This is a genomic window from Motiliproteus sp., assembly GCF_965230735.1.
Lineage (GTDB): Bacteria > Pseudomonadota > Gammaproteobacteria > Pseudomonadales > Balneatricaceae > Motiliproteus.
On sequence record NZ_OZ246016.1, the window covers coordinates 3,049,213 to 3,073,106 of the forward strand.

A 23,894-nucleotide genomic window follows, 5' to 3' on the forward strand; every position below is an offset into this window, starting at 1 on the left:
CTTATTGACTACAGCCGCAGATCTTCCGGCCGGAACTTAAGATTTATCTGGCGCAAATATCGATCGAACACCATCGGATCGATATCTTGCAGTTCCGGGAAACGCTCGGCCTTCAACACCGCCTGCACGACGCTGCGATCGAAGGCGTCATCGCCGCTGGACTTGGTGACATAGGCATCATCCACCTCACCAGTAGGCAGTAGACGGATCTGCACCAGCGCCTCCATACCGTTGCGGGCCGAAGGAGGACGGCGCCACTGGGACTGAATCCCTTCACGGATAACGCTTTCAGCCGAATTCACCAATTCTGCCGCACGGGCAATCCAGGCTCGTTCGGCTTCGGCCCTGGCCTGTGCCTCACGCTCAGCAGCCTCTCGGGCCTGCTGTTCCCGGCGCGCCTGTTCTTCCAGCTGTTGCTGTCGCTTGGCCTGTTCGGCACGACGCTGCTCTTCAGCTTTGCGTTTGGCCTCGGCCTGACGCTTTTGTTCCGCTTTTTTCTCGGCTTCGCGTTTTTTCTTTAACGCGATACGATCCGCTTCGGCCTTCTTGGCAGCGTCCGCTTTGCGCTTGGCTTCGGCCTTACGCTTTGCATCAGCCTGTTTTTTGGCCTCGGCCTTTTTCTTCGCTTCAGCCTGCTTTTTCTGCTCGGCTTTACGCTTTGCTTCAGCCCGTTTTTTCGCTTCAGCCTTCTTCCTGGCCTCCGCCTTTTTCTTCGCTTCGGCTTTTTTCTTCGCTTCAACCTTCTTCTTCGCCTCAGCCCGGCGTTTGTCTTCCGCCTTTTTGCGGGCTTCCTCTTCGGCCTGTTTCTGGCTTCGAAGATCGACCAGCTCGGCTTTGATATGACGCGGAACCAGACGCTGAGTATCAGCATTGGTTTCAAACCAGGTACTGGCCGTCAGCGCCACAATGCCGACATGCAGCAACAACGCCATCAGCGTCGGCATGACATAGCTGGAAAGAGAGTTCAAACCGGGCTTCATCGTTATTCGGTAACCAACCCGACACCCGGAGCGCCGGCCGCCTGTAGTGCGGCCATCAACTCGACCACTTTTTCGTAGGAAACCTTCTTATCACCGCGGACCAAAATCATCTTGGCCGGGTTACTGGCGAGGATCTTACCTACCCGCTCAACCGCGACGTCCATCGCAACCGGCTTCAACGGATCCCCACCCACATCAACGTAGTATTGTCCCTGGGCATCCACACTCACGATCAGGGGCTCTTTGTCCTTGCTGTCGACCGGCTCTCCGCCGACCTTGGGCAGTTCCACATCGACCCCCTGGGTCAGCATCGGCGCGGTGATCATAAACACCACCAGCAGCACCATCACCACGTCGATATAGGGCACCACATTGATTTCGGCATTGAGCTTACGCTTGGGCTTTTGACGTCGAATCATCGTTCAAGCCTCAGCCGCCGGCGTGCACACGACGGTGCAGGATGCTGGAGAACTCCTCAGCAAAGGTCTCGTAGCTGTTCATCAGGGTCTCGACCCGGGAGGAGTAACGGTTGTAAGCAATAACCGCCGGAATCGCCGCAAACAGGCCGATGGCCGTGGCGATCAGTGCTTCGGAAATACCCGGTGCCACGCTGGCCAGCGTGGCCTGGTGTACGTTGGCGAGGCCACGGAACGAGTTCATGATTCCCCAGACGGTGCCGAACAGGCCGATATAGGGACTGGTCGACCCCACCGTGGCCAGGAAAGGCAGGTGGGTCTCCAGTTTCTCTTCTTCTCGGGACAGCGCCACCCGCATCGAGCGCTGAACCCCGTCCATCACCGCATCCGGATCCGCATCGGTCTGCTGCCGCAGACGGGTAAACTCCTTGATCCCGGCGCGGAAGATGTTCTCCAGGGCGCTGTTGGGGTTCGGGTTATTGTTCACTTCTCGAAACAGCACGCTCAGGTCGACACCGGACCAGAACTTCTCCTCGAAGTCACGAATCGAACGGCGAGCTTCGGCCAGAACCGCACGGCGCTGGAAGATCATCACCCAGGACAGCACCGATGCCAGCACCAACACCAGCATCACCAGCTGAACCACCAGGCTGGCATTCCAGACCAGACTCCACAGTGACATTTTTTCTACCACGAAAAAGCTCTCCTCAATCGCCGCCGAGACGGCTTAATCCGTTGCAAGTTGGTAACGCCCCAGCAGTTGCGCCAGGTGCGGAGGTATCGATACCGGCTTCATTGTTTCTGAATCGACCATCGCGACTTTGACCAGGGCCTCACAGAGCAGCCGCTGGTCTGAGGCTCGAAACAGCTGTTGATCGAATACCAGGCTGGCCCTCGATTGGCGTTGGATACCGGTTTTGATCAGAAGTTCATCGTCGAGTCGCGCCGGCTGGCGATAACGGCTTTCCAAACTGTGAACGACAAACAACCAACCCTGCTGTTTGATCCGCTGTTGTTCAAAGCCCAGTTCTCTGAGCAGCTCGGTTCGCGCCCGCTCCATAAACTTTAAGTAATTGACGTAATAGACAATTCCACCGGTATCGGTATCTTCGATATAGACCCTGACCCGGCATTGATGCCTGACCGACTCAGTCATCCTGCCCTCGGTGCAGCGACTCCATGCCGAAATGCTGATACGCCAACCGCGTCAAAACCCGACCCCGTGGTGTGCGCATGATATAGCCCTGCTGAATCAGGTAAGGCTCCAGCACGTCCTCGATGGTGTCACGCTCTTCCGAGATCGCTGCGGCAAGGCTGTCGACGCCTACCGGTCCACCGTCAAACTTCTCGATCATCGCCAACAGCAAACGCCGATCCATATGGTCAAACCCATGGCTATCGACATTGAGCATATCCAGGGCCTGATCGGCCGATTGACCATTGATCATGCCGTCAGCCTTCACCTCGGCATAATCGCGCGCCCGACGCAGCAAGCGGTTGGCGATACGCGGCGTTCCGCGAGAACGGCGCGCGATTTCACGAGCACCCTCCTCGTCAATGGCGACCCCCAGCAGCTTGGCCGAGCGGGTAACAATACTGACCAGATCGTCGACGCTGTAAAACTCGAGCCGCTGCACGATACCGAACCGATCCCTTAGCGGCGAGGTCAGCAAACCCGCCCGGGTCGTAGCGCCGACCAGGGTAAAGGGCGGCAGATCAAGTTTGATCGAGCGTGCCGCCGGTCCTTCACCAATCATGATATCGAGTTGATAGTCCTCCATCGCCGGATAGAGCACCTCCTCAACCGCAGGGCTAAGTCGATGGATCTCATCGATAAAAAGCACATCACCCTGCTCCAAGTTGGTCAGCATCGCCGCCAGATCGCCGGCCTTTTCCAACACCGGACCTGAGGTCGACTTGATATCAACCCCCATCTCGTTAGCGATGATATGGGCCAGGGTTGTTTTGCCCAGACCGGGCGGCCCGAAGATCAGCGTGTGGTCCAGCGCCTCGGACCGGTTGCGAGCCGCCGGGATAAAGATCTCCATCTGCTCACGCACACGCGGCTGGCCGACATAATCGGTCAGTGCGCGGGGCCGTATCGCCCGATCCTGAACTTCTTCATTCCGGGATTGGGGTTGAGGAGCGATAAATCGATCGGCTTCAATCATTGATTACTCGACGCTGGAAACTTTTCAGACCGAATCATAATGGATTGAGGGATTAAACCCCACTGTTCTCAAGCCCGAATCCCGTCACCGAATTCGGACTCTGATCGGGATGACAACGGTTACACCATCCCCTTCAACGACTGCCGGATCAAGGCTTCGGCATCGGCGTCACCGAGCTGCTTGTGGGCTTGCGCTACCGCTTTGCTGGCTTGGGCCGGCTTATAACCCAGCGCAATCAACGCACTTTCCGCCTCGGCAAGGGCGGCATCATTGCTTGGCAGCGGTGCGCTGCCTCCGACCAGCGCGAAAATATCGCCGCCCGGTAGCCAGTCCTTCATCTTATCGCGCATCTCCACGATAAGACGCTCGGCCGTTTTCTTACCCACGCCGGGAATCTTCACCAGCGCCGCGGTATCATCATGATTAACGCAACGGGCAAAGTCATCGGCACCGATGCCCGACAGAATGGCGATCCCCATTTTTGGCCCAACACCGTTAACCTTGATCAACGTGCGGAACAGAGCCCGCTCCTGCTTGGTGGCGAAGCCGTACAGCAGCTGAGCATCCTCACGCACGACAAAGTGAGTGTGCAGCTCCACCGGCTGTCCAAGCTCCGGCAACCCGAAGATGGTACTCATCGGTGCTTCCACTTCATAACCGACCCCCTGCACATCCACCAGGACCTGGGGTGGCGTCTTCTCCAGCAGCGTTCCACGAAGGCGTCCAATCATTTGTTCAGCTTCTCCAGTTAGGGTTCGAGGGATCGAATTCGGTTGCGCCGGCCGGCACCGGCATAGCGGATTTGCCCCTGCTGGGTATAGGCATGGCAGAGTGCAATCGCCAGGGCATCGGCGGCATCGGCCTGCGGCAACCCAGGAAGTTTCAAGATCGAGCTGACCATATGCTGGACCTGGGCCTTTTCCGCAGAGCCCTTACCGACCACCGCCTGCTTGACCGCCCGGGCAGCGTATTCAGAGACTTCCAGCCCCTGGTTGACGCCCGCGACAATCGCCGCGCCGCGAGCCTGGCCCAGCTTCAATGCCGAATCTGCATTTTTGGCCATAAAAACCTGCTCGATCGCCATCTCCTGTGGGGTATAGAGTGCGATCAGCTCGGTAACCCCCTCAAATACCTGCTGCAGTCGGTCGGGCAGATGATCACCCTTGATCCGGATGCAGCCGCTGGCGATATATTCCTGCTTCGAGCCGATCACATTGATCACGCCATAGCCGGTGATGCGGGAACCGGGATCGATGCCGAGAATTACACTCATTTCATTCCTGCCGCCTGTCAGACAATCAAAAAGGGAGCCATACGGCTCCCTTGGACTTACCCGCCTTGATCAGCGTCGCTCAATTTCGGCACTGTTCTTCAGGCTACTGAGCAGATCCACGTAATCGGACTGGCCCTTACGACTGCTGAGGAAGGTCTGCAGCCCATTCAGCTCATCACCGTTGAGGGACTCACCAGGGGTCACGCCGGAGATACCCACCACGGCCACATCGCCATCGCCGAGCTTGGCGATATCCCAACTCAATTGACCGTCCTGCGGCTTCGGCATGCCAAACAGGGTGTTGATCAGCTGTGCGTCCAACGTGGCCTCTGAACGAGACACGCCCGCCAAGTGCTGCCAAGGGGCTTCACCCAACTGGCCGACGCTCATGTTCTTGGCGTCAGCCAGTTGTTGTTCGGCTTGTTCCATCAATAGCGCATCGGCTTTCTGCTGTTTCAATGTCGCGGCGATCTGCTCGCTCACTTCGGCCAGATCCTGAGCACGCTCGGGCAGGTGCTCCTTAACCCGAATCACCACAACACGATCATTCCCCAACTCGATCAACTCCGAATTGTGGCCGCTGTTAAGCACCTCTTCAGAGAACGACTGCTGCAGCACACGCGGATGCTGAGTGACCGTATCGGAACCGCCATCACGGCTGAACGGTTCGGTGGTCTGGATGGTCAGGTTCAGCTGATCAGCCGGGTCCAACAGATCCGGGGCGGAGAAACTGATGTCAGCCAGTTGCTCGGACAGTTCCACAAACCGTGCTTCAGCTTTGCTGGCACGTTGCTCGGCTTCGAGTTCGGCACGAACTTCTTCGAAACGGGGCGGCTCACCCTCTTCGATGGCGTTAAGCTTGATCAGGTGGTAACCAAACTCTGTTTCCACCGGGTCGGACACCTGGCCGGCCTGCAGCGCGAACAAAGCATCCTCAAATTCGGAAACCGTCACGCCTTTCTCGACCAGGCCCAGCTCACCGCCCTCTTCAGCAGATCCGGCATCGTCGGAACGGGTACGGGCCAGTTCGGCAAAATCCGCACCAGCGTCAATCTCGGCCTTCAGCGTGTCGGCCAGCTCGCGAGCTTGTTCGGCACTGCGCTCATCGCTGGTAGCAATCAGAATATGGGCCGCATCACGGGCCTCACTGGCTTCAAAGTTGGCCAACAGCTGATCGTACTGGGTCTGCAAGGCGGCCTCATCCAGCGCCACATCTGCTTCCAAAGTCGAGCGATCCAGTTCCAGATACTCCAGCGACACCTGCTCAGCCGACATAAATCCGGCCTGATTGTCGCGGTAATAGGCTTCGATCTCGGCCTCATCAACCGAAACCTGCGCCAGCGCACCCTGAAGCGACAGAATACGGTAGTAGGTGTCCCGACTCTGGCGGTCGATTGCAGCCACGGCCTGGGCTTCGCTCTCGAGCGTAAAGGCCGTCATGGCGATGGCTTGGCGTTCCTGCCCCATCAGAATCTCTTTTCTGAGCAGATCCTGGTACATCATCGGTGTCAGCCCGGCGTTGCGCAGCATGGCGCGGAACTGATCCTGATCGAAACGCCCCTCAACCTGAAAATCCGGTGTATTGACGATAATCTGGTCAAGCTGCTGCTTACCAACAGCCAGTCCTTTACGATCGGCCGACTGCAGCAGCAGCGATTGATCGATCAGTCGCTCAATCACACCAGCGCGCAGCAAGTTGTCTTCCAGCAGGCTGGGGTCAACACTAGAGCCCATCTGAGCGATCAGTTGGCGACGCTGCAACTCAACCCCGCTCATGATCTCGCCTTCACTGATATCCACATCATTGACGGTAATCGGCGCGCCGGGATCTGACGCCAAGCCGACCAGAGAGTCCACCCCCCAGAGCGCGAAGGTGATGATAATAAAGCCAACAATAATCTTGGCGATGATTCCCTGGGAACTCTCTCTGAGATTCTGAAGCATGTTGCCCTCTATCTGGCAAAACCTTAATGGCAAGAACCGATCGGAATGACAGTTTCCGATCGGGTAGTAAAACTCATAAAAAAAGCGCATCCAAACTGATGCGCCTTTTCAATGGCGGAACGGACGGGACTCGAACCCGCGACCCCCGGCGTGACAGGCCGGTATTCTAACCAACTGAACTACCGCTCCGTAACAGCCGTAACCGATACCTGGCTACGGCTCATCAACAGCTCAATCAGTTAACCGCGTCCTTCAGCGCCTTACCGGCTTTGAAAGTCGGAACGTTGGCTGCTGCGATTTCGATCGGCTTACCGGTTTGCGGGTTACGGCCAGTGCGAGCAGCACGCTCTTTAACAGAGAAAGTACCGAAACCAACCAGTGCAACACTGTCGCCGTCTTTCAGCGCACCGGTCACAGCGTCCAATGCTGCATCCAGAGCACGACCAGCAGACGCTTTTGACAGATCAGCTGAAGCCGCAATCGCATCAATCAACTCAGACTTATTCACTTATATTCCCCTTCTAAGAAAGTATAATTTTTTCTTCTTTACCCATACCCAACAGGACTAGCTCGACGCACTTTATACCAACTGCTCAAAACGAGTGTCAAGCGCTGCACCCAAGAAAATATGCGGGCTACAGCCTAATGGGTACTGATTTGATCCGGGCCGGATTTAGTTGTTTTTTTCTCTTCCGAGACCGTTTTTTCAGATTGACTTTTAGCCGGTTTTGGTTGATAAGCCAAAGCAATCGCCAACACCTCGTCAATCCATTTTACCGGGATAATTTCGAGTTCTTGCTTGATGTTGTCCGGAATTTCTTTCAAATCCCGCAAATTCTCATCCGGTATCAGTACCGTTTTAATCCCACCACGGTGAGCCGCCAGCAGCTTTTCTTTTAAGCCACCGATTGGCAAAACCTGCCCCCGCAGGGTGATTTCACCGGTCATCGCCACGTCGGAGCGCACCGGAATATCCGTCAGCGCCGATACCAGCGCCGTGCACATTCCGATACCAGCACTGGGACCGTCCTTCGGGGTCGCCCCCTCGGGCACATGGATATGAACATCCTGTTTCTCATGGAAATCAGGCTCAATACCCAGACTGACGGCCCGGCTGCGAACCACCGTCAACGCCGCCTGGATCGACTCCTTCATCACATCACCCAGCGAACCGGTATGAATCTGACGTCCCTTACCCGGCACCACAGCCGACTCGATGGTCAGGATATCACCACCGACCTGCGTCCAAGCCAGCCCCGTTACCCGACCGACGACATCTTTCTCCTCGGCCACGCCGAAGTTGTACTTGCGAACACCGCTGTAGTGCTCCAGATCCGCCGGTTCGATCGCTTTGGGCTCAGCCCCCAGCTGCTTCAGCGACTTCTCTTTGACAACCTTACGCAGGATCTTAGCGACTTCACGCTCGAGCCCACGAACTCCTGCCTCACGGGTGTAGTAGCGAATCAGGTCCCGCACCGCATCCTCAGACAGACTGGCTTCGCCCTCTTTCAGGCCGTTGGTTTTGAGCTGCTTGGGAATCAGGTAGCGCTCGGCGATCTTGACCTTTTCATCCTCGGTATAACCGGGAATACGAATGATCTCCATCCGATCCAGCAGCGGGCCGGGAATGTTCATCGAGTTCGACGTACAGACGAACATCACATCGGACAGATCGTAGTCGACCTCCAGGTAATGATCGTTAAAGGTATGGTTCTGTTCCGGATCCAGCACCTCAAGCAGCGCCGAAGCCGGATCACCACGCTGATCCATCCCCATTTTGTCGATCTCATCGAGCAGGAACAGCGGATTCTTCACCCCCACCTTGGAGATTTTCTGCAGCAGTTTGCCCGGCATGGAGCCGATATAGGTGCGACGATGGCCGCGAATCTCCGCCTCATCACGCACCCCACCCAGCGCCATACGCACATATTTCCGGTTGGTCGCCCGAGCGATCGACTGCCCCAGCGAGGTTTTACCCACCCCGGGAGGCCCGACCAAACAGAGTACCGGCCCCTTCAGCTTGCGCACCCGCTGCTGGACCGCCAAATACTCGAGAATCCGCTCTTTGACCTCTTCCAGGCCGTAGTGATCGGCTTCCAGCACCTCTTCAGCACGGGCCAAATCATGACGCACCTTGGAGCGCTTCTTCCACGGCAGGCTGACCATCCAGTCGATATAGGAGCGTACTACGGTCGCCTCCGCCGACATTGGCGACATCATCTTCAGTTTGTTGTATTCGTTGATCGCCTTGTCCTTGGCTTCTTTCGGCATACCAACGTCATCAATCTTCTGACGAAGCTGCTCGATCTCATTCGGCCCCGCCTCATCCAGGTCACCCAGCTCCTTCTGGATCGCCTTCATCTGTTCGTTCAGATAGTATTCGCGCTGGCTCTTCTCCATCTGCTTCTTGACCCGGCCACGAATCCGCTTCTCGACATTGACCAGATCGATCTCTGACTCCATCAGCGCCATCAAGCGCTCAAGGCGTTCACGGGTATCGGTCATTTCCAGCAGGTGCTGCTTTTCATCCAGCTTGGCAGTGACATGGGCCGCAATGGTATCGCCCAGGCGCAGCGGATTGTCGATCGATGACAGTGACGACAAGACCTCGGAAGGAATCTTCTTGTTCAGCTGCACATAGCGCTCGAATTGCGACAGCACGGTACGAACGAACACATCACCTTCGGCATCGAGTTCGGTCACTTCCAGCTCGGTGTAATCCGCCACCCAATGCTGTTCGGTATCGATCACCGAATCGATCTTGGCTCGGTACGCGCCTTCAACCAGCACTTTGACGGTACCGTCCGGCAGCTTCAACAGTTGCAAAATATTGGCCACGGTACCGACGGAGAAAATATCCTCTTCGGTCGGCTCATCCACTGAGGCGTTCTTCTGAGCAACCAGCAGGATCTCCTTGTCTCCCTCCATCGCCAACTCAAGCGCATTGATTGACTTATCCCGACCGACAAACAGCGGAATAACCATATGGGGATAGACAACCACATCGCGCAACGGCAACAACGGCAGCTGCTGGGATGAGGTAGTTGAATTCTGATCAAGATCCATAACAAACGCCTCTAGAATGATGACACACGGACGATAGACTGCCCGCTAGAGTGTAACGTTACTGATGATTGGGGCGAACAATGGGATTACAAGCCCCGCTTTGAGTGGACAAACAAAAAAGGGCCTCCAAGGCCCTTTTTTCAATGGATACGATTTACTCGTCAGGTGCCGCCTTAGCAGGCTCAGCTGTATCATAGATCATCAAAGGCTCGGATTCCTCACGAATCACCCCTTCGTCAATCACGACCTTGCTGACGTTCTCCAGCGACGGCAGATTGAACATGATATCCAGCAACGCCGCCTCCAGAATGGAGCGCAGCCCCCGAGCACCGGTTTTCCGCTCCATCGCCTTTTGGGCCACGGCCTTCAGCGCATCCTCACGGAAGTCGACATCGGCGCCTTCCATTTCGAACAGTTTCTGATACTGGCGGGTCAATGCATTCTTCGGCTCGGTAAGAATCCGCATCAACGCATCTTCATCCAGCTCCGCCAGCGTCGCCACCATCGGCAGACGACCCACGAACTCCGGAATCAGGCCGTACTTGACCAGATCTTCGGCTTCAACATCGAGCAGGGTTTCGCCCACACTCTTGCCGTTATCCTTGGAGCTAACCGAGGCCGAGAAGCCGATACTGCTCTTTTCGGAGCGATCCTGGATCACCTTCTCCAGACCGGCGAAAGCGCCACCGCAGATAAACAGGATATTGGAGGTATCGACCTGCAAAAACTCCTGCTGGGGATGCTTACGCCCCCCCTGAGGCGGAACCGAAGCCACGGTTCCTTCGATCAGCTTCAACAGCGCCTGCTGCACGCCCTCACCGGACACATCCCGAGTGATCGACGGATTGTCCGACTTACGCGAAATCTTGTCGATCTCATCGATATAGACGATACCCATCTGGGCCTTATCGACATCGTAATCGCATTTCTGGAGCAGCTTCTGAATGATGTTCTCGACATCCTCACCCACATAACCAGCTTCGGTCAGCGTGGTTGCATCAGCGATGGTAAAGGGCACATTCAACAGCCGCGCCAAGGTCTGTGCCAGCAGGGTTTTACCACTACCGGTCGGACCGATCAGCAGGATATTACTCTTACCCAGCTCGACCTCATCCTGACCACTCTGGTATCGCAACCGCTTGTAGTGGTTATAAACCGCCACCGAAAGCACCCGCTTGGCCTTCTCCTGACCGATTACGTACTCATCCAGGGTCAGCTTGATCTCCTGGGGTACCGGCAACTGGTCGCTGGACTCTTCCGCGCCAGGCTCCTGTACTTCCTCGCTGATGATGTCATTACACAGATCAACGCACTCGTCGCAGATAAAGACGGATGGGCCGGCAATCAGCTTGCGTACTTCGTCCTGGCTCTTACCGCAGAAAGAGCAGTAAAGCAGCTTCCCGTCACCACCTTTTCCGTTGATATCGTCAGACATTCAACTCCCTCAATTACAACACGGTACTCATCTGCTCATTAATGCAGACAAGCACCCGGTTTTTCAAGCTTGCTATCGAATAATATTAGCGTGTCATTCACTAATGCGCTGTTCGACCATCTGGTCGATCAAACCGTAATCAACCGCGGTCTGAGCATCCATGAAATTATCCCGCTCGGTATCCTGCGCAATGGTTTCGATGCTCTGCCCGGTATGCCCGGCCAGGATACGATTCAACTTCTCACGAATTGTCAGGATTTCACGGGTATGGATCTCGATATCGGTCGCCTGACCCTGATAGCCACCCAACGGCTGGTGAATCATCATCCGCGAATGAGGCAAACAGTAGCGCTTACCTTTGGCACCACCAGCCAGCAGCAGCGCGCCCATGCTCGCAGCCTGGCCGAGGCACATGGTGCTGACATCCGGCTTAATGAACTGCATGGTATCGTAGATAGACAGTCCGGCAGTGACCGAACCACCCGGAGAGTTGATATAAAGATGGATATCCTTGTCCGGGTTTTCAGACTCCAAAAACAGCAACTGCGCCACCACCAGGTTGGCCATATGGTCTTCAACCTGTCCGACCAGAAAGATAACCCGCTCCTTCAGCAGTCGTGAATAGATGTCATAGGAACGCTCTCCGCGCGCAGTCTGCTCGACCACCATCGGCACCAGACCGGATGAAGTGATAATGCTGGCGCCGGGAATCTCGTTCTGCATAGCAAACCCTTATTCTGTTTCTTAATGGGAGACCGCATCCGACCCTCCCGGTCCGATGCTCACCAGTGGCTCAAAAAACCAAACGAGCCACTTAGCGATAAAAAACGGCAGGCGGCGATAACGCCGACTGCCGTTTCTATAGATATCAACCGAGCCGCGCCCGGTCAACGAAAACGCGCTTATTCAGCCGCTTCCGCCTTCTCTTCTTCAGCTTCAGGCGCTTCTTCAACCTCTTCCGGCTGAGCCGGCTTGATCGCATCCTGATAGGAGACCGCTTCTTCGGTCACCTTAGCCTGAGAAGCCAGCAGATCAACAACCTGATCTTCCAGCACCAGCGCTTCAACCTGAGCCAGTTGCTCCTGATTGCCGTAGTAGTAGTCGATCACTTCCTGCGGCTGCTGGTAAGTCTGCGCCATCTCTTCGATGGTAGAACGTACACGGTCGGCATCGGCCTTCAATTCGTTGGCCTGGATCAGCTCACCCACCAGCAGACCGATGGATACACGACGCTTAGCCTGATCAGCAAACAGCTCAGCCGGCAGCGCGCTGGCGTCGATGTTGGCGCCACCACCAAACTGCTGTACCGCCTGCTGACGCAGACGATCGACTTCGCCGTCGATCAGTGACTGAGGCACTTCGATATCGTTCAGCTTAACCAGCTCATTCAGAACCTTGTTCTTCAGCTTGGCATGCAGCGCCTGCTTAACTTCGCGCTCCATGTTTTTGCGGATCTCGCCTTTGAAGCCGTCAAGATCGCTCTCTTCGATACCAAACTTGTTGAAGAACTCAGCATCCAGTTCCGGCAGTTCCGGGGCGGAAACCTTGTTGACCTTAACCTTGAACACAACCGCCTGACCGGCCAGCTCTTCTGAGTGGTACTGCTCCGGGAAGGTCAGCTCCAGCTCAATCTCTTCACCGGCGGACTTGCCGACCAGACCGTCTTCGAAGCCAGGGATCATGGTGCTGGAACCAAGGACCAGGTCATGACCTTCGGCCTTACCACCTTCGAATGCCTCACCATCCTTGAAGCCTTCAAAGTCGATGTTCAGCTGATCACCGTCTTCTGAAGCACGCTCCACGTCACTGAAGGCAGAGTGCTGCTTGCGCAGGGTCTCAACCATCTCTTCAACGTCAGCATCAGCAACTTCAGAGGTCTCTTTAACGATCTCTGCCGCGGAGTAATCAGCCAGTGCGATTTCCGGATACACCTCGAAAGTCGCTACATATTGGAAATCCTGACCTTCTTCGCTCTGCTTCGGCTCGATGCTCGGGCCACCCGCCGGCTTCAGGTTTTCCTGAGTGACCGCTTCATAGAAGGACTGCTGGATCACTTCACCCAGAACCTCCTGGCGAACACCAACACCGTAACGGCGCTTGAGCACCTTCATCGGCACTTTGCCGGGACGGAAACCGTCGATACGAGCAGTACGCGCAGTCTGTTTTAACCGACTATTGACATCATCCTCGATCCGCTCCGCAGGAACGGTTACCGTCATCTGGCGCTCAAGGGAAGAAGTCGCCTCAACAGAAACTTGCATGGATTTTCCTCACAAATGAAATTACTCGCGGCCAAACCATTCGCCGCCATAGCTAAATCTAAAGGGGCGAAATTTTCTGCCATCACCGCTACGGAGTCAAGCGTAACCGACAGAATTCGACCAACACCCAAATGGTATTGGAATAGAGACAAATTAAAGCAAGGAGAGGAAACAAAGAAGAGTGCAAGAGATGGGGTGGGCGATGGGGCTCGAACCCACGACCACCGGAATCACAATCCGGGGCTCTACCAACTGAGCTACGCCCACCATCTCTAAAGCTGTCATGGTGCGGACGGAGAGACTCGAACTCTCACACCTCTCGGCACCAGAACCTAAATCTGGCGTGTCTACCAATTTCACCACGTCCGCAATGACAGGATGCATTAATGGGGTGGGCGATGGGGCTCGAACCCACGACCACCGGAATCACAATCCGGGGCTCTACCAACTGAGCTACGCCCACCACTAATGCAAAACCAGTCTTTCGACTGCTGCAGAAAAGCTCCTGCAGAGGGTAAACCTTGTCACCCTGAACACCCCGCTTGACGAGGTGGCGCGTATCTTAGCGTGCACAGCGCGAAATGCAACCCTCTTTTTCTTCAAAAAAACAGTTTTGCATTCGAGCACTTAACCAGACCATCCAGCCGCACTGAGCAGAATGGCACGCCCTACAGGATTCGAACCTGTGACCTACGGCTTAGAAGGCCGTTGCTCTATCCAGCTGAGCTAAGGGCGCACAAAGATTACGCGAACATTATTTGAACAAGCCACGAATCAGCACCTGTTCAGGTGGAGCGAATTGTAGAGCCACCGCGACGAAATGCAACATCAGCCTGACGAATTTCAACCGATAAAAACCCGTAAGCACTCAAGTCCATTCATGCAGAGACAAAGAAGGAATCGTAGAAGAAAGTGGTCGGGGTAGAGAGATTCGAACTCCCGACATCCTGCTCCCAAAGCAGGCGCGCTACCAGACTGCGCTATACCCCGACTGTCACACGACTGAATGGCCGCGTTGAAAGAGGTGCGTATTCTACAACTGCGGAGATTCAGGTCAACCTCTTTTTTTAGATTTTCACCCGCAACGGATCAAGCCGAGAAATTCGTCCCCATCGAATAAATTCTGCCGCTAATCACAGACCCTAACTTTGCCTACAGGGCTTTCCGTGCGAAAATCGCAGCCTCATTTTTACCGCCGGTTATACGGCTTCATTATAAAGGGCAAAAAGGCAGCTTCATGAGCGCAAAGATCATCGACGGCAAACAGGTCGCCTCCGACGTCAAACAGAAGGTTAAGGCCGGCGTACAAGCCCGCCTGGACGCAGGAAAGCGCGCACCGGGACTGGCAGTGATCTTGATCGGAAGCGACCCGGCCTCTCAGGTCTATGTCAGCCATAAGCGTCGTGCCTGCGAAGAGGTAGGCATCCAGTCTACCGCCTACGATCTGCCCGCTGAAACGACCCAGCAGGAACTGCTGAACCTGGTCGACGAACTCAATGAGACCAACCACATTGACGGCATCCTAGTCCAGCTCCCCCTGCCCGAGCATCTGGATTCCAACCAGATTCTGGAACGCATCCGCCCGGACAAAGATGTGGATGGCTTCCATCCCTATAATCTCGGCCGCCTGGCCCAGCGCATGCCGGTACTGCGCCCCTGCACCCCCAAAGGGGTAATGACGCTGCTGGAGTCCACCGGCCAGACCATTCGCGGCAAAGACGCCTGCATTGTCGGCGCTTCCAACATCGTCGGCCGACCGATGACTCTCGAGCTACTACTGGCCGGCGTCACCACCACCACCTGCCACCGCTTTACTCAAGACCTGGCCGGCAAAGTCGCCCAGGCTGATATTGTGGTGGTTGGGGTGGGCAAGCCCGGCTTGGTCAAAGGCGAATGGATCAAGCCCGGCGCCATCGTTATCGATGTGGGCATCAACCGACTGGATAACGGCAAACTGGTCGGCGATGTCGAGTATGCACCGGCGGCCGAGCGGGCCGGCTGGATCACCCCGGTGCCGGGTGGCGTTGGCCCGATGACGGTTGCAACCTTGATGGAAAGCACCCTTTACGCTGCCGACGTCCTCCACGACGCCTGATCTCTACAGAATCCAGACTGTCTTGTCCTGATATAGGTTGACATCCTTTCAGGTTGAAAACGCCCGATGCACCTCATCGGGCGTTTTGTATTTTAAGGCCATATGTGGCCGCCGTGTATTGTAGAGTCGGATCGACTCATCAACCATGATCGTGGCCTGATCTAGATCCTCTGGCTTTCTCAGCAGATACTCACCTTTCAGAATCCCGTTTACTCTTTCCGCAAGCGCATTCTGATAGCAGTCATACCCATCCGTCATCGAACAACGCACACCGTGCTCCTTATGTACGGCCTGATAGCGCTTTGAACAGTACTGTATCCCCCTGTCAGAGTGATGGATAAGCCCGGCGCTACCTTGGTAACCATCCAAGGCCTTCTGATAGGCCGTTAATACGGACTCAGCCCTCAAATCACCGTGTACGTGATAGCCGACGACTTTGCGTGAATACGCATCGGTAACCAGGCTCAGATAGGCCTCTCCGTCCCTGACTGGAAGATAGGTGATATCCGCGACCCAGATCTGTTCTGGCCGTGTGGCTTGCTCTTGCTCTGCACCGGGCTTTAGCAAGTTAGGATGGCACCAGAAACGATGATGACTCTGCGTAGTCTTGTGATATGCCCGGCGTCGCTGGACCAATAAGCGGCGATCCCTGAGCAGTTCAAATAGTTTGTCCCGGCCGATTTTACATTCCGTTTCGGCATTGAGCAGGGACAGTAGCTTACGCGCTCCCAGCCGAGGTTGCTGCATACGCTCACGTTGAACAAAGCTCAGTATGGAACAACGCATCTTTGCTTGCTGTTTCGCTCGCTGGCGTTGCTGATAGTAGGCCTGTCGGCTGATACCGAGGATTTGGCAAGCTCGAGTAACCGTCAGCCCTGTGACCTGCCGTTCTTCGATGACTTGCCGCGAGGCTTTTTTACGACACGGACCCCGTGATCCCGTTTGAGCACATCAACCACCGCTTCGAAGAACTCCGCTTTTTGCTGGGCATCTGCCAACTGTTGCTCAAGCTCCTTGATCCGCTGCTCTGGGGTAAGTTCTGAAGGCTTGTCTGACATTAGTTTTGCCTGGTGATCTGATCCTTGAGACCAATCTAGCCTGCCATGCTTACGTAGCCAAACTAATACGGTTGAGCGACCTTGGATGCCGTAACGCTGCTGTGCCTGCTTATAGGACAGTTCACCGGCTTCTACTTGGTCGACAACCGACAATTTAAAGGCGAGGGAATAATCTTTCTGAGTACGTTTAGTCTTTGTTTTCATGTCACTTCCCGAGTTAATGATCGAAAAGTGTCAACGTTATTCAGGACGGGACAGACCAATAAAAAAAGGCGCCTTAAGGCGCCTTTTTTGACTCAATCACGGCTGCCGCCGCTTAGCTCTCACGACGCCAGGTCGTGCCTTCGCGACTGTCATCCAGAATGATTCCCTGTGATTTCAGATCATCACGAATCTCATCGGCACGAGCAAAATCACGAGCCTTCTTCGCCTCTGCCCGTTCAACAATCAACGCCTCGATCTGCTCGGCACTCGGCCCGTCGCCGACATCATCCTGACCACCTTGAAGATAAGCTTCTGCATCCAGCTGCAACAAGCCCAGAATTCCCGCCAAACGCTTGAGCTGCGATACCAGACGACCCGCCTGCTGCGCATCCTCTTTGACCCGATTGATTTCACGGGTCAGCTCGAACAACACCGACAGCGCCCCCGCCGTATTGAAGTCATCGTCCATCGCCGCCCTGAAGCGCGTATCATAGTCGTTGTCCAGCTGCCCCTCTTCCACCGGCTCGATACCCCGTAACGCATGGTAGAAGCGATCCAGCGCTCCCTTGGCCTCTTTCAGGCTGGCCTCGGAGTAATCGATCTGGCTGCGGTAATGCCCTGCCGTCAGGAAGTAACGCACCACTTCCGGGTGATAGGTTTCGAGAATCTCTCGGATCGTGAAGAAGTTGCCCAGCGACTTGGACATCTTCTCGTTGTTTACCCGGATTGCGCCAGCGTGCATCCAGGTATTGACGTACTTGACGCCGTTGGCCGCCTCGCTCTGGGCAATCTCGTTCTCATGGTGAGGAAACTTCAGATCCGGACCACCGCCGTGGATATCGAAGCTGCTACCCAGGCAGCACTTGGACATCGCCGAACACTCGATGTGCCAACCCGGACGTCCCGCCCCCCAGGGCGACTCCCAGCTGACTTCGCCAGGCTTAGCCGACTTCCAGAGCACAAAGTCACCGGGGTGCTCTTTGACATCATTCACATCGATCCGAGCACCCGCCTGCATCTCTTCAAGATTGCGGTTGTTCAATTTGCCGTAATCAACAAATTTAGCGACACGGTAATAAACATCACCATTATCCGCGGCGTAGGCAAACCCTTTCTCGATCAGCGTCTTCACCAGTTCGACAATCCCATCAATGTGGGCGGTAGCACGCGGCTCTTCGGTCGGCGACAGCACGCCGAGGCGCGCCTCATCTTCGTGCATGGCGGCGATAAAGCGCTCGGTTAGCGCGTCACAGCTTTCGCCGTTTTCATTGGCACGCTTGATGATCTTGTCATCGACATCGGTAATGTTGCGTACGTAATGCACATCGTAGCCACTGGCACGCATATAGCGGGTAATCACGTCAAACGCCACCAACACTCGCGCATGACCCAGATGACAGTAGTCGTAAACCGTCATGCCGCAGACATACATACGGATCTTTCCAGGCTCTATGGGCGTGAAGACCTCTTTCTGGCGGGTCATCGTGTTGTAAATCTGTAAACTCATGCTGCTCCCTACTATCTCAGCTGACTTGGTGGCACGCCTTACTTGTTGGCCCAGGTATCGCGCAGCCCGATGGTCTTGTTGAAGACCGGCGCTTCGCTGCTGTGGTCGTACCGATCGGCCACAAAATACCCTTCCCGCTCAAACTGGAAACCGCTCTCCGGTACAGCGGCAGCCAGTCCCGGCTCAACCCAACAGTTATCCAGCTCAAGGTAAGAATCCGGGTTCAGATGCTGCATGAAATCATCCTCGCCCTTGTCCGGCGCGGGATGATTGAACAGCCGGTCATAGATCCGTACCTTGGCCTGTTTGCCCTCGGTAGCCGACACCCAGTGAATGACGCCGCGGGGTTTGATCCCCTCGGGCGGATTCTCGCCCACGGTGCCCGGCACCAGACTGGCACGGATTTCGACAATTTCGCCGCTGTCATCTTTAACGACATCGTCGGCCTTAATCACGTAGGCACTGCGCAGGCGGATGTATTCGCCCAACACCAGACGCTTGAACTTCTTGCGCGACAAGGTGGTGTCTTCAGAGAAATCGGCCCGATCAATATAGAGCTCGGCAGTAAACGGCAGCTGACGCTCTCCCAGATCGATCTTCGGGTGCGCCGGGGCGACCATGGTTTCCACCTCTGCATCGATATGCTCGGCGAAGTTGGTCACAACCAATTTAACCGGGTCGAGCACGCACATCGCACGCGGTGCATTCTTATCCAGGTCATCTCGGATCGAAAATTCCAATTGGGCAATATCGACCACCCCGTCGGACTTCGATACCGGCAAACCGAAGCAGAAATTCCGGATCGATTCAGCGGTAAAACCGCGCCGGCGCAGACCGGAGATGGTCGGCATCCGCGGATCGTCCCAACCGGCCACCACAGCGTCGTCAACCAGCTGCTTCAACTTGCGTTTGCTGGTCACGGTGTAGTTCAGATTCAGGCGGCCGAATTCATACTGTTTCGGCTGACTCGGTACCGGCAAATTTTCGATAAACCACTCGTACAGCGGCCGGTGATCGGCGAACTCCATGGTGCAGATCGAATGGGTGATCCCCTCGATCGCATCTTCCTGGCCATGGGCGAAGTCATAGCTGGGATAGATACACCATTTGTCACCGGTCTGGTGGTGTGACTGCTTGCGAATCCGGTACAGGATCGGATCACGCAAATTCATGTTCGGTGACGCCATATCGATCTTGGCCCGCAGCACCCGGGAACCCTCTTCGAATTCGCCATTCTTCATCCGCTCAAGCAGATCCAGGCTCTCTTCGGCGGAGCGGTCACGATAAGGACTCGGCTTGCCGGGCTCGGTTGCCCAACCCCGATAGTGACTGGCTTCTTCGGCACTCAGATCACAGACATAGGCCTTACCTTCACGAATCAGGTGCTGAGCCCAGGCATAGAACTGATCGAAGTAATCCGAGGCATAACGAACCTCGTCATTCCACTGGAAGCCTAGCCACTGCACATCTTGCTTGATCGCATCGACATATTCCTGCTCCTCTTTGGCCGGATTGGTGTCGTCGAAACGCAGGTTACAGGCACCGCCGAACTGCTTGGCAAGACCGAAATTGACACAGATCGACTTGGCATGACCGATATGCAGGTAGCCATTGGGCTCCGGCGGAAACCGGGTCAGGATCGAAGCATGTTTACCGCTATCCAGATCCTCTTCGATGATCTGGGCGATAAAGTTGGAGACTTGTGAAGTGTTTGATTGAGAGCTCATAGGCCGTCTAGAGATTCCAACTGTAGAAGGAGCAACATCCGCCGCAGATAAGGCGGGCAAAGGCGGGGATTATACCCCTACGCGACCACCCTGGGGAGGGCAACGACTTGAATTCTCCCGCTTGATCGCACCAGCGTCGCATCATCGCTCACAGAAACACCGACCAAACCGAATTTCCGCCAGGATGATCTATACTCAATCCGCCCCCGCGCACTCTCGAATGGACTCATTCCAATCCAAAGGCAAGGAGATGCCTGATGTTTTTCAAACTTTTCGCTAAACCCAAACAGATTCCAACCACCGACAGCAAACCAAATCCGGCGAATCGGCGTGTCAGAGTACGTCGTAAGATTCCGGACCGGCGCGGCCAGATCCGCTTCCAACCCGGCAACCCCGATCGCCGCCAAAACCCGGGGCGCAGACATTCCGACCTGGACCCTTGGAAGAAAGCGGCCTTTCGTAATTAAGCTGTCGTTAATTGCCCTTTACCTATAAAAGAAAGTCTTAAGCGCTTTGATACCATCCAGCACCTTGTTCGCCCTGTTATCCCCCGGACTTGATCCGATCGGTTGACAGTTAATAGGTCCCCATGGCATCAAAGCGGCTTCAGTTCTGTTAATGGAAACCTACCGTGAAAAAGCTGTTAAAAGCCCTAACCTCTGCTGCTTTCCTGTTTGCCCTAAGCAATTCGGTCTCATACGCCCAAGATCAAACCGCTAACGCGACGCCAGCCAACGCGCCCAGCCCATCAGCACAAGCCGAACAGGTGCTGCTGGAAACCAATATGGGAAACATCGTCATCGAATTAAACCGTGAAAAAGCCCCCAAGAGCGTGGCGAACTTCATCGCCTATGTGAAGAGCGGCTATTATGACGGCGTCATTTTTCACCGTGTTATCAACGGCTTTATGATTCAGGGCGGCGGTTTCACCCCCAGCATGTCAAGAAAACCGACCCAGGCCCCGATCGAAAACGAAGCCGATAACGGCTTGAGCAACGTAACCGGCTCAATCGCTCTGGCCCGGACCGGCGATCCCCATAGCGCCACCGCGCAGTTCTTTATCAACGTCAACGACAACGTCTTCCTTGACCACCAGTCCAAGACCAATCAAGGCTGGGGTTATGCGGTCTTTGGCAAAGTCGTCGAGGGCATGGGGGTTGTCAATCAGATCAAGCAGGTCTCCACTACCAGCAAATGGGGCTACCGAGACGTCCCGGCCGAGCCGATCATTATCAGCAAAGCCAGTGTTCGCTAGACTAGGCTGTTGTTGAACCACAACGATATTCGCCAACAGTGCGCCAGCCCCCTATAATCGGCCGACGCCTGTCCCGGCGATATCGGTATTTGTATAGATAGAAGGATAACCGTCATGATCACGCTTCAAACCAACCTCGGCGAAATCAAGATCGAGCTCGACGACGAAAAAGCACCGAAAACCTGCGCCAACTTCCGCGAATATGTGAGCAACGGCTTCTATGACGGAACAATCTTTCACCGCATCATCGACGGTTTCATGATTCAGGGTGGCGGTTTTGAACCGGGCATGATTCAAAAACCGACCGAAGCACCGATCGAGAACGAAGCCGACAACGGCCTGAGCAATGAAACCGGCACTCTGGCGATGGCCCGCACCATGGATCCGCATAGCGCCACCGCACAGTTCTTTATCAATGTTAATGACAACAACTTCCTGGATCACCGTTCCAAGTCCACCGAAGGCTGGGGCTATGCGGTGTTCGGCAAGGTGGTTGAAGGCATGGATATCGTTAACCAGATCAAGGCGGTGAAGACCACCAGCCGTGCCGGCCATCAGGATGTACCGGTTGACGATGTGATCATCACTTCCGCTGTGGTATCCGACTAAACACCGGAGCTGTTCACCGCCGTGACCACCCTGTTTATCTCGGATCTGCATCTGGATCCCCGACGCCCGCACCTGACGCGGGCGTTTTTCGAGTTTCTCGATACCACCGCCCAGAACGCAGAAGCTCTCTATATACTGGGCGACTTCTTCCACCTTTGGTTATACGAAGATCCGTTTACGCTGGAGGTGGCTGACAAACTCAAACGCTTCAGCCAGCAAGGAACCCGTATCTACCTGATGCATGGGAATCGGGACTTCCTATTCGGCCAGCGATACTGCGACAAGGCCGGAGCAACGCTACTCAAAGATCCGACCCTGATCGATCTCTACGGTCAGCCAACTCTGCTGATGCATGGTGACAGCCTTTGCCTGGACGATGCCGGTTACCAGAAGTATCGCCGCATCATTCGCAGCCGCTTTATCTTTGCGCTGCAATACGTCGTACCGCTCAGAGTGAAGCAGCGAATTGCTGAACGGATTCAACAACAGAGCAAGCAAGCCAAAGCCGGTAAGAGCTTGATGATCATGGATGTCACACCAAGCGAAGTTGCCAATCAGCTGCAGTCTCATCAGGTTCAGCTGATGATCCATGGCCATACCCATCGACCCGCTACGCACCAACTAGAAATCGATCATCAAGCCGCCGAGCGTATCGTATTGGGAGACTGGGGTGAACAGGGCTGGTATCTGAGCTGCGACGCCGATGGCAGTCGAAAACTGGTTAGTTTCGACATCACGCCCGACAGTAAAAAAACGGATAGCTGAAACTGCTTATCCGCTTCGACTAAAGGGTTTCGACTAAAGGGTATAGTGCCGACATGGAGTTTTCAGCCCATCGGCAGCCAAAGCTGTGCAATAATTTCAACGCTGAACCAGCCGCTAAATACCAATAACAACAATGACGGGGCCACCTATGACTCCCAATGACATCATCGATGGTGTTGACCAGTTACTTTCGCTGCCTGACGTTGTAATCCGTATTAACGAACTGATCGAGTCCGACACCTCATCAATCGAAGAGATTGCCGAAGTCATCGGTCATGATCCGGCACTGTCCGCTCAGTTGTTGAAACTCGTCAACAGCGCTTTCTATGGCTTCCCTGCGCAGATCGACTCCATCAACCGCGCAACCAATCTAATCGGTACCGACGAGATCCGCTCACTGATTCTTGCCTCCAGCGCCGCCAGTGTCTTCGGAAATATCTCTACCGAGCTGATTGATATGGATAGTTTCTGGCATCGCAGTGTCTACTGCGGCCTGATTGCCAAGAAACTGTACCGCCTGACACATAAAGGGAATGGCGAAGCTCAGTTTTTGATGGGGCTGTTGCACGATATTGGGCGTCTGGTACTGCTGACCACCATGTCGAAAGATTATGCCCAGCAGTTACAGCAGGCTAAAGACCACACCCCATTGCATGAGCTCGAGCGCCGCTGGCTAGGGTTTGATGCTGCGGACCTTGGCGCCGCACTGCTGGAACATTGGCACCTCCCTGCCCGTTTATGGGTGCCGGTTAAATACCAACACAATCCGGAACAGACCGACCGCCTGGCACCTGAGTGCCAACTACTAAGCCTATCCCTCAAGATCACCAACTGCGTTGAGCCCGAGGTTAAGAACAGCAATCTCGGTGAACAGTTGAACGAGCTGGATCAGCTGCAGTTAGGCGACACACAGTTAACCGAAACCGAGATCGAAACCATCGCAATGGAGGCCAATATCGAATCCTTGGAGGTACTTTCTATTATCAATCCAGGGGCGACGGCTATCTTTTAGCGGACCGGCCCCTGCTAAGCACTGGCGCTCGATCGCCATGCTTCCCACTAAAGATCCGCTGTCAAAGCGCCTATTACCTGATCTGGGTTAACTGATCCGCTCAACTTGCTTGACTT

Annotated in this window: 22 protein-coding genes and 6 tRNA genes; 6 read left to right on the forward strand and 22 right to left on the reverse strand. The window is 55.2% G+C overall.

The window, feature by feature from the left end; all coding sequences use genetic code 11:
• Positions 1-8: 8 nt before the first annotated feature.
• From ACO05M_RS14025 to ACO05M_RS14115, 19 genes are all read right to left on the reverse strand, one after another.
• Positions 9-980 carry an energy transducer TonB gene (locus ACO05M_RS14025; protein WP_421864086.1) on the reverse strand — a complete coding sequence of 324 codons (972 nt, stop codon included), beginning with the start codon at positions 978-980 and terminating at the stop codon, positions 9-11.
• A 2-nt stretch (positions 981-982) separates the two neighbouring features.
• Positions 983-1,399 carry a protein TolR gene (gene tolR, locus ACO05M_RS14030; RefSeq protein WP_421864089.1) on the reverse strand — a complete coding sequence of 139 codons (417 nt, stop codon included), beginning with the start codon at positions 1,397-1,399 and terminating at the stop codon, positions 983-985.
• A 10-nt stretch (positions 1,400-1,409) separates the two neighbouring features.
• Positions 1,410-2,078 (reverse strand): protein TolQ, encoded by a 669-nt coding sequence (gene tolQ, locus ACO05M_RS14035; RefSeq protein WP_114693834.1) that lies wholly within the window; start codon positions 2,076-2,078, stop codon positions 1,410-1,412.
• Positions 2,079-2,123: 45 nt separating this feature from the next.
• Complete coding sequence (ybgC, locus tag ACO05M_RS14040; RefSeq protein WP_421864091.1) at positions 2,124-2,552, reverse strand: tol-pal system-associated acyl-CoA thioesterase; 429 nt, start codon at positions 2,550-2,552, stop codon at positions 2,124-2,126.
• A complete protein-coding gene (ruvB, locus tag ACO05M_RS14045; protein ID WP_421864094.1) occupies positions 2,545-3,567 on the reverse strand; it encodes a Holliday junction branch migration DNA helicase RuvB in 1,023 nt (340 codons plus the stop codon). Before ruvB ends, ybgC begins: the two co-directional genes overlap by 8 nt.
• A gap of 119 nt (positions 3,568-3,686) precedes the next feature.
• Positions 3,687-4,298 (reverse strand): Holliday junction branch migration protein RuvA, encoded by a 612-nt coding sequence (gene ruvA / locus ACO05M_RS14050; protein WP_421864097.1) that lies wholly within the window; start codon positions 4,296-4,298, stop codon positions 3,687-3,689.
• 17 nt (positions 4,299-4,315) lie between these two features.
• A complete protein-coding gene (gene ruvC, locus ACO05M_RS14055) occupies positions 4,316-4,840 on the reverse strand; it encodes a crossover junction endodeoxyribonuclease RuvC (protein WP_421864100.1) in 525 nt (174 codons plus the stop codon).
• 69 nt (positions 4,841-4,909) lie between these two features.
• Complete coding sequence (locus tag ACO05M_RS14060) at positions 4,910-6,784, reverse strand: SurA N-terminal domain-containing protein (protein ID WP_421864102.1); 1,875 nt, start codon at positions 6,782-6,784, stop codon at positions 4,910-4,912.
• Between the two features lie 112 nt (positions 6,785-6,896).
• Positions 6,897-6,973: transfer RNA gene (locus ACO05M_RS14065), tRNA-Asp, on the reverse strand.
• A gap of 46 nt (positions 6,974-7,019) precedes the next feature.
• Positions 7,020-7,292: an HU family DNA-binding protein gene (locus ACO05M_RS14070; RefSeq protein ID WP_114693828.1), complete on the reverse strand. Its 273-nt coding sequence runs from the start codon at positions 7,290-7,292 to the stop codon at positions 7,020-7,022.
• 134 nt (positions 7,293-7,426) lie between these two features.
• Positions 7,427-9,850 carry an endopeptidase La gene (gene lon / locus ACO05M_RS14075; RefSeq protein WP_421864105.1) on the reverse strand — a complete coding sequence of 808 codons (2,424 nt, stop codon included), beginning with the start codon at positions 9,848-9,850 and terminating at the stop codon, positions 7,427-7,429.
• Between the two features lie 154 nt (positions 9,851-10,004).
• Entirely contained in the window at positions 10,005-11,285 is a 1,281-nt protein-coding gene (gene clpX, locus ACO05M_RS14080; RefSeq protein WP_421864108.1) for an ATP-dependent Clp protease ATP-binding subunit ClpX, read from the reverse strand.
• Positions 11,286-11,378: 93 nt separating this feature from the next.
• The gene (clpP, locus tag ACO05M_RS14085) at positions 11,379-12,008 is read right to left on the reverse strand and encodes an ATP-dependent Clp endopeptidase proteolytic subunit ClpP (protein WP_421864111.1); all 630 of its coding nucleotides are present in this window, start codon (positions 12,006-12,008) and stop codon (positions 11,379-11,381) included.
• 179 nt (positions 12,009-12,187) lie between these two features.
• The gene (tig, locus tag ACO05M_RS14090) at positions 12,188-13,546 is read right to left on the reverse strand and encodes a trigger factor (protein ID WP_421864113.1); all 1,359 of its coding nucleotides are present in this window, start codon (positions 13,544-13,546) and stop codon (positions 12,188-12,190) included.
• Positions 13,547-13,737: 191 nt separating this feature from the next.
• Positions 13,738-13,813: transfer RNA gene (locus tag ACO05M_RS14095), tRNA-His, on the reverse strand.
• A 17-nt stretch (positions 13,814-13,830) separates the two neighbouring features.
• Positions 13,831-13,915: transfer RNA gene (locus ACO05M_RS14100), tRNA-Leu, on the reverse strand.
• Between the two features lie 18 nt (positions 13,916-13,933).
• Positions 13,934-14,009, reverse strand: a tRNA-His gene (locus ACO05M_RS14105).
• 196 nt (positions 14,010-14,205) lie between these two features.
• A tRNA-Arg gene (locus tag ACO05M_RS14110) sits at positions 14,206-14,282 on the reverse strand.
• Positions 14,283-14,459: 177 nt separating this feature from the next.
• Positions 14,460-14,536, reverse strand: a tRNA-Pro gene (locus ACO05M_RS14115).
• 247 nt (positions 14,537-14,783) lie between these two features.
• On the opposite strand from ACO05M_RS14115, the gene folD reads away from it, so the two are divergent.
• On the forward strand, positions 14,784-15,641 hold the full coding sequence (gene folD, locus ACO05M_RS14120) for a bifunctional methylenetetrahydrofolate dehydrogenase/methenyltetrahydrofolate cyclohydrolase FolD (RefSeq protein WP_421864116.1): 858 nt from the start codon (positions 14,784-14,786) through the stop codon (positions 15,639-15,641).
• 48 nt (positions 15,642-15,689) lie between these two features.
• Here the strand turns inward: folD and ACO05M_RS14125 are convergent.
• The 3 genes from ACO05M_RS14125 to ACO05M_RS14135 form a co-directional block, all read right to left on the reverse strand.
• Positions 15,690-16,903, reverse strand: a protein-coding gene (locus ACO05M_RS14125; protein WP_421862467.1) for an IS3 family transposase whose coding sequence is annotated in 2 segments (ribosomal slippage) — positions 15,690-16,561 and positions 16,561-16,903 — 1,215 coding nt in all. Because the reading frame shifts where the segments join, the coding sequence is not laid out codon by codon here.
• A gap of 112 nt (positions 16,904-17,015) precedes the next feature.
• On the reverse strand, positions 17,016-18,410 hold the full coding sequence (gene cysS / locus ACO05M_RS14130; RefSeq protein ID WP_421864119.1) for a cysteine--tRNA ligase: 1,395 nt from the start codon (positions 18,408-18,410) through the stop codon (positions 17,016-17,018).
• A 38-nt stretch (positions 18,411-18,448) separates the two neighbouring features.
• The gene (locus ACO05M_RS14135; RefSeq protein ID WP_421864122.1) at positions 18,449-20,137 is read right to left on the reverse strand and encodes a glutamine--tRNA ligase/YqeY domain fusion protein; all 1,689 of its coding nucleotides are present in this window, start codon (positions 20,135-20,137) and stop codon (positions 18,449-18,451) included.
• Positions 20,138-20,394: 257 nt separating this feature from the next.
• On the opposite strand from ACO05M_RS14135, the gene ACO05M_RS14140 reads away from it, so the two are divergent.
• The 5 genes from ACO05M_RS14140 to ACO05M_RS14160 all read left to right on the forward strand — a co-directional run bounded on the left by ACO05M_RS14140 (position 20,395) and on the right by ACO05M_RS14160 (position 23,778).
• A complete protein-coding gene (locus ACO05M_RS14140; protein WP_421864125.1) occupies positions 20,395-20,604 on the forward strand; it encodes a hypothetical protein in 210 nt (69 codons plus the stop codon).
• 173 nt (positions 20,605-20,777) lie between these two features.
• Positions 20,778-21,392 (forward strand): peptidylprolyl isomerase, encoded by a 615-nt coding sequence (locus ACO05M_RS14145; protein WP_421870747.1) that lies wholly within the window; start codon positions 20,778-20,780, stop codon positions 21,390-21,392.
• A 114-nt stretch (positions 21,393-21,506) separates the two neighbouring features.
• Positions 21,507-22,001 (forward strand): peptidylprolyl isomerase, encoded by a 495-nt coding sequence (locus tag ACO05M_RS14150; protein WP_421864128.1) that lies wholly within the window; start codon positions 21,507-21,509, stop codon positions 21,999-22,001.
• A 21-nt stretch (positions 22,002-22,022) separates the two neighbouring features.
• Positions 22,023-22,766: a UDP-2,3-diacylglucosamine diphosphatase gene (lpxH, locus tag ACO05M_RS14155; protein WP_421864130.1), complete on the forward strand. Its 744-nt coding sequence runs from the start codon at positions 22,023-22,025 to the stop codon at positions 22,764-22,766.
• Positions 22,767-22,914: 148 nt separating this feature from the next.
• Positions 22,915-23,778: an HDOD domain-containing protein gene (locus ACO05M_RS14160; protein ID WP_421864133.1), complete on the forward strand. Its 864-nt coding sequence runs from the start codon at positions 22,915-22,917 to the stop codon at positions 23,776-23,778.
• Positions 23,779-23,894 lie beyond the last annotated feature (116 nt).

Coding starts and splice junctions, on each gene's coding strand:
- ACO05M_RS14025 (WP_421864086.1), bottom strand. CDS start 980: ATGAAGCCCGGTTTGAACTCTCTTTCCAGCTATGTCATGCCGACGCTG.
- tolR (WP_421864089.1), bottom strand. CDS start 1,399: ATGATTCGACGTCAAAAGCCCAAGCGTAAGCTCAATGCCGAAATCAAT.
- tolQ (WP_114693834.1), bottom strand. CDS start 2,078: ATGTCACTGTGGAGTCTGGTCTGGAATGCCAGCCTGGTGGTTCAGCTG.
- ybgC (WP_421864091.1), bottom strand. CDS start 2,552: ATGACTGAGTCGGTCAGGCATCAATGCCGGGTCAGGGTCTATATCGAA.
- ruvB (WP_421864094.1), bottom strand. CDS start 3,567: ATGATTGAAGCCGATCGATTTATCGCTCCTCAACCCCAATCCCGGAAT.
- ruvA (WP_421864097.1), bottom strand. CDS start 4,298: ATGATTGGACGCCTTCGTGGAACGCTGCTGGAGAAGACGCCACCCCAG.
- ruvC (WP_421864100.1), bottom strand. CDS start 4,840: ATGAGTGTAATTCTCGGCATCGATCCCGGTTCCCGCATCACCGGCTAT.
- ACO05M_RS14060 (WP_421864102.1), bottom strand. CDS start 6,784: ATGCTTCAGAATCTCAGAGAGAGTTCCCAGGGAATCATCGCCAAGATT.
- lon (WP_421864105.1), bottom strand. CDS start 9,850: ATGGATCTTGATCAGAATTCAACTACCTCATCCCAGCAGCTGCCGTTG.
- clpX (WP_421864108.1), bottom strand. CDS start 11,285: ATGTCTGACGATATCAACGGAAAAGGTGGTGACGGGAAGCTGCTTTAC.
- clpP (WP_421864111.1), bottom strand. CDS start 12,008: ATGCAGAACGAGATTCCCGGCGCCAGCATTATCACTTCATCCGGTCTG.
- tig (WP_421864113.1), bottom strand. CDS start 13,546: ATGCAAGTTTCTGTTGAGGCGACTTCTTCCCTTGAGCGCCAGATGACG.
- folD (WP_421864116.1), top strand. CDS start 14,784: ATGAGCGCAAAGATCATCGACGGCAAACAGGTCGCCTCCGACGTCAAA.
- cysS (WP_421864119.1), bottom strand. CDS start 18,410: ATGAGTTTACAGATTTACAACACGATGACCCGCCAGAAAGAGGTCTTC.
- ACO05M_RS14135 (WP_421864122.1), bottom strand. CDS start 20,137: ATGAGCTCTCAATCAAACACTTCACAAGTCTCCAACTTTATCGCCCAG.
- ACO05M_RS14140 (WP_421864125.1), top strand. CDS start 20,395: ATGTTTTTCAAACTTTTCGCTAAACCCAAACAGATTCCAACCACCGAC.
- ACO05M_RS14150 (WP_421864128.1), top strand. CDS start 21,507: ATGATCACGCTTCAAACCAACCTCGGCGAAATCAAGATCGAGCTCGAC.
- ACO05M_RS14160 (WP_421864133.1), top strand. CDS start 22,915: ATGACTCCCAATGACATCATCGATGGTGTTGACCAGTTACTTTCGCTG.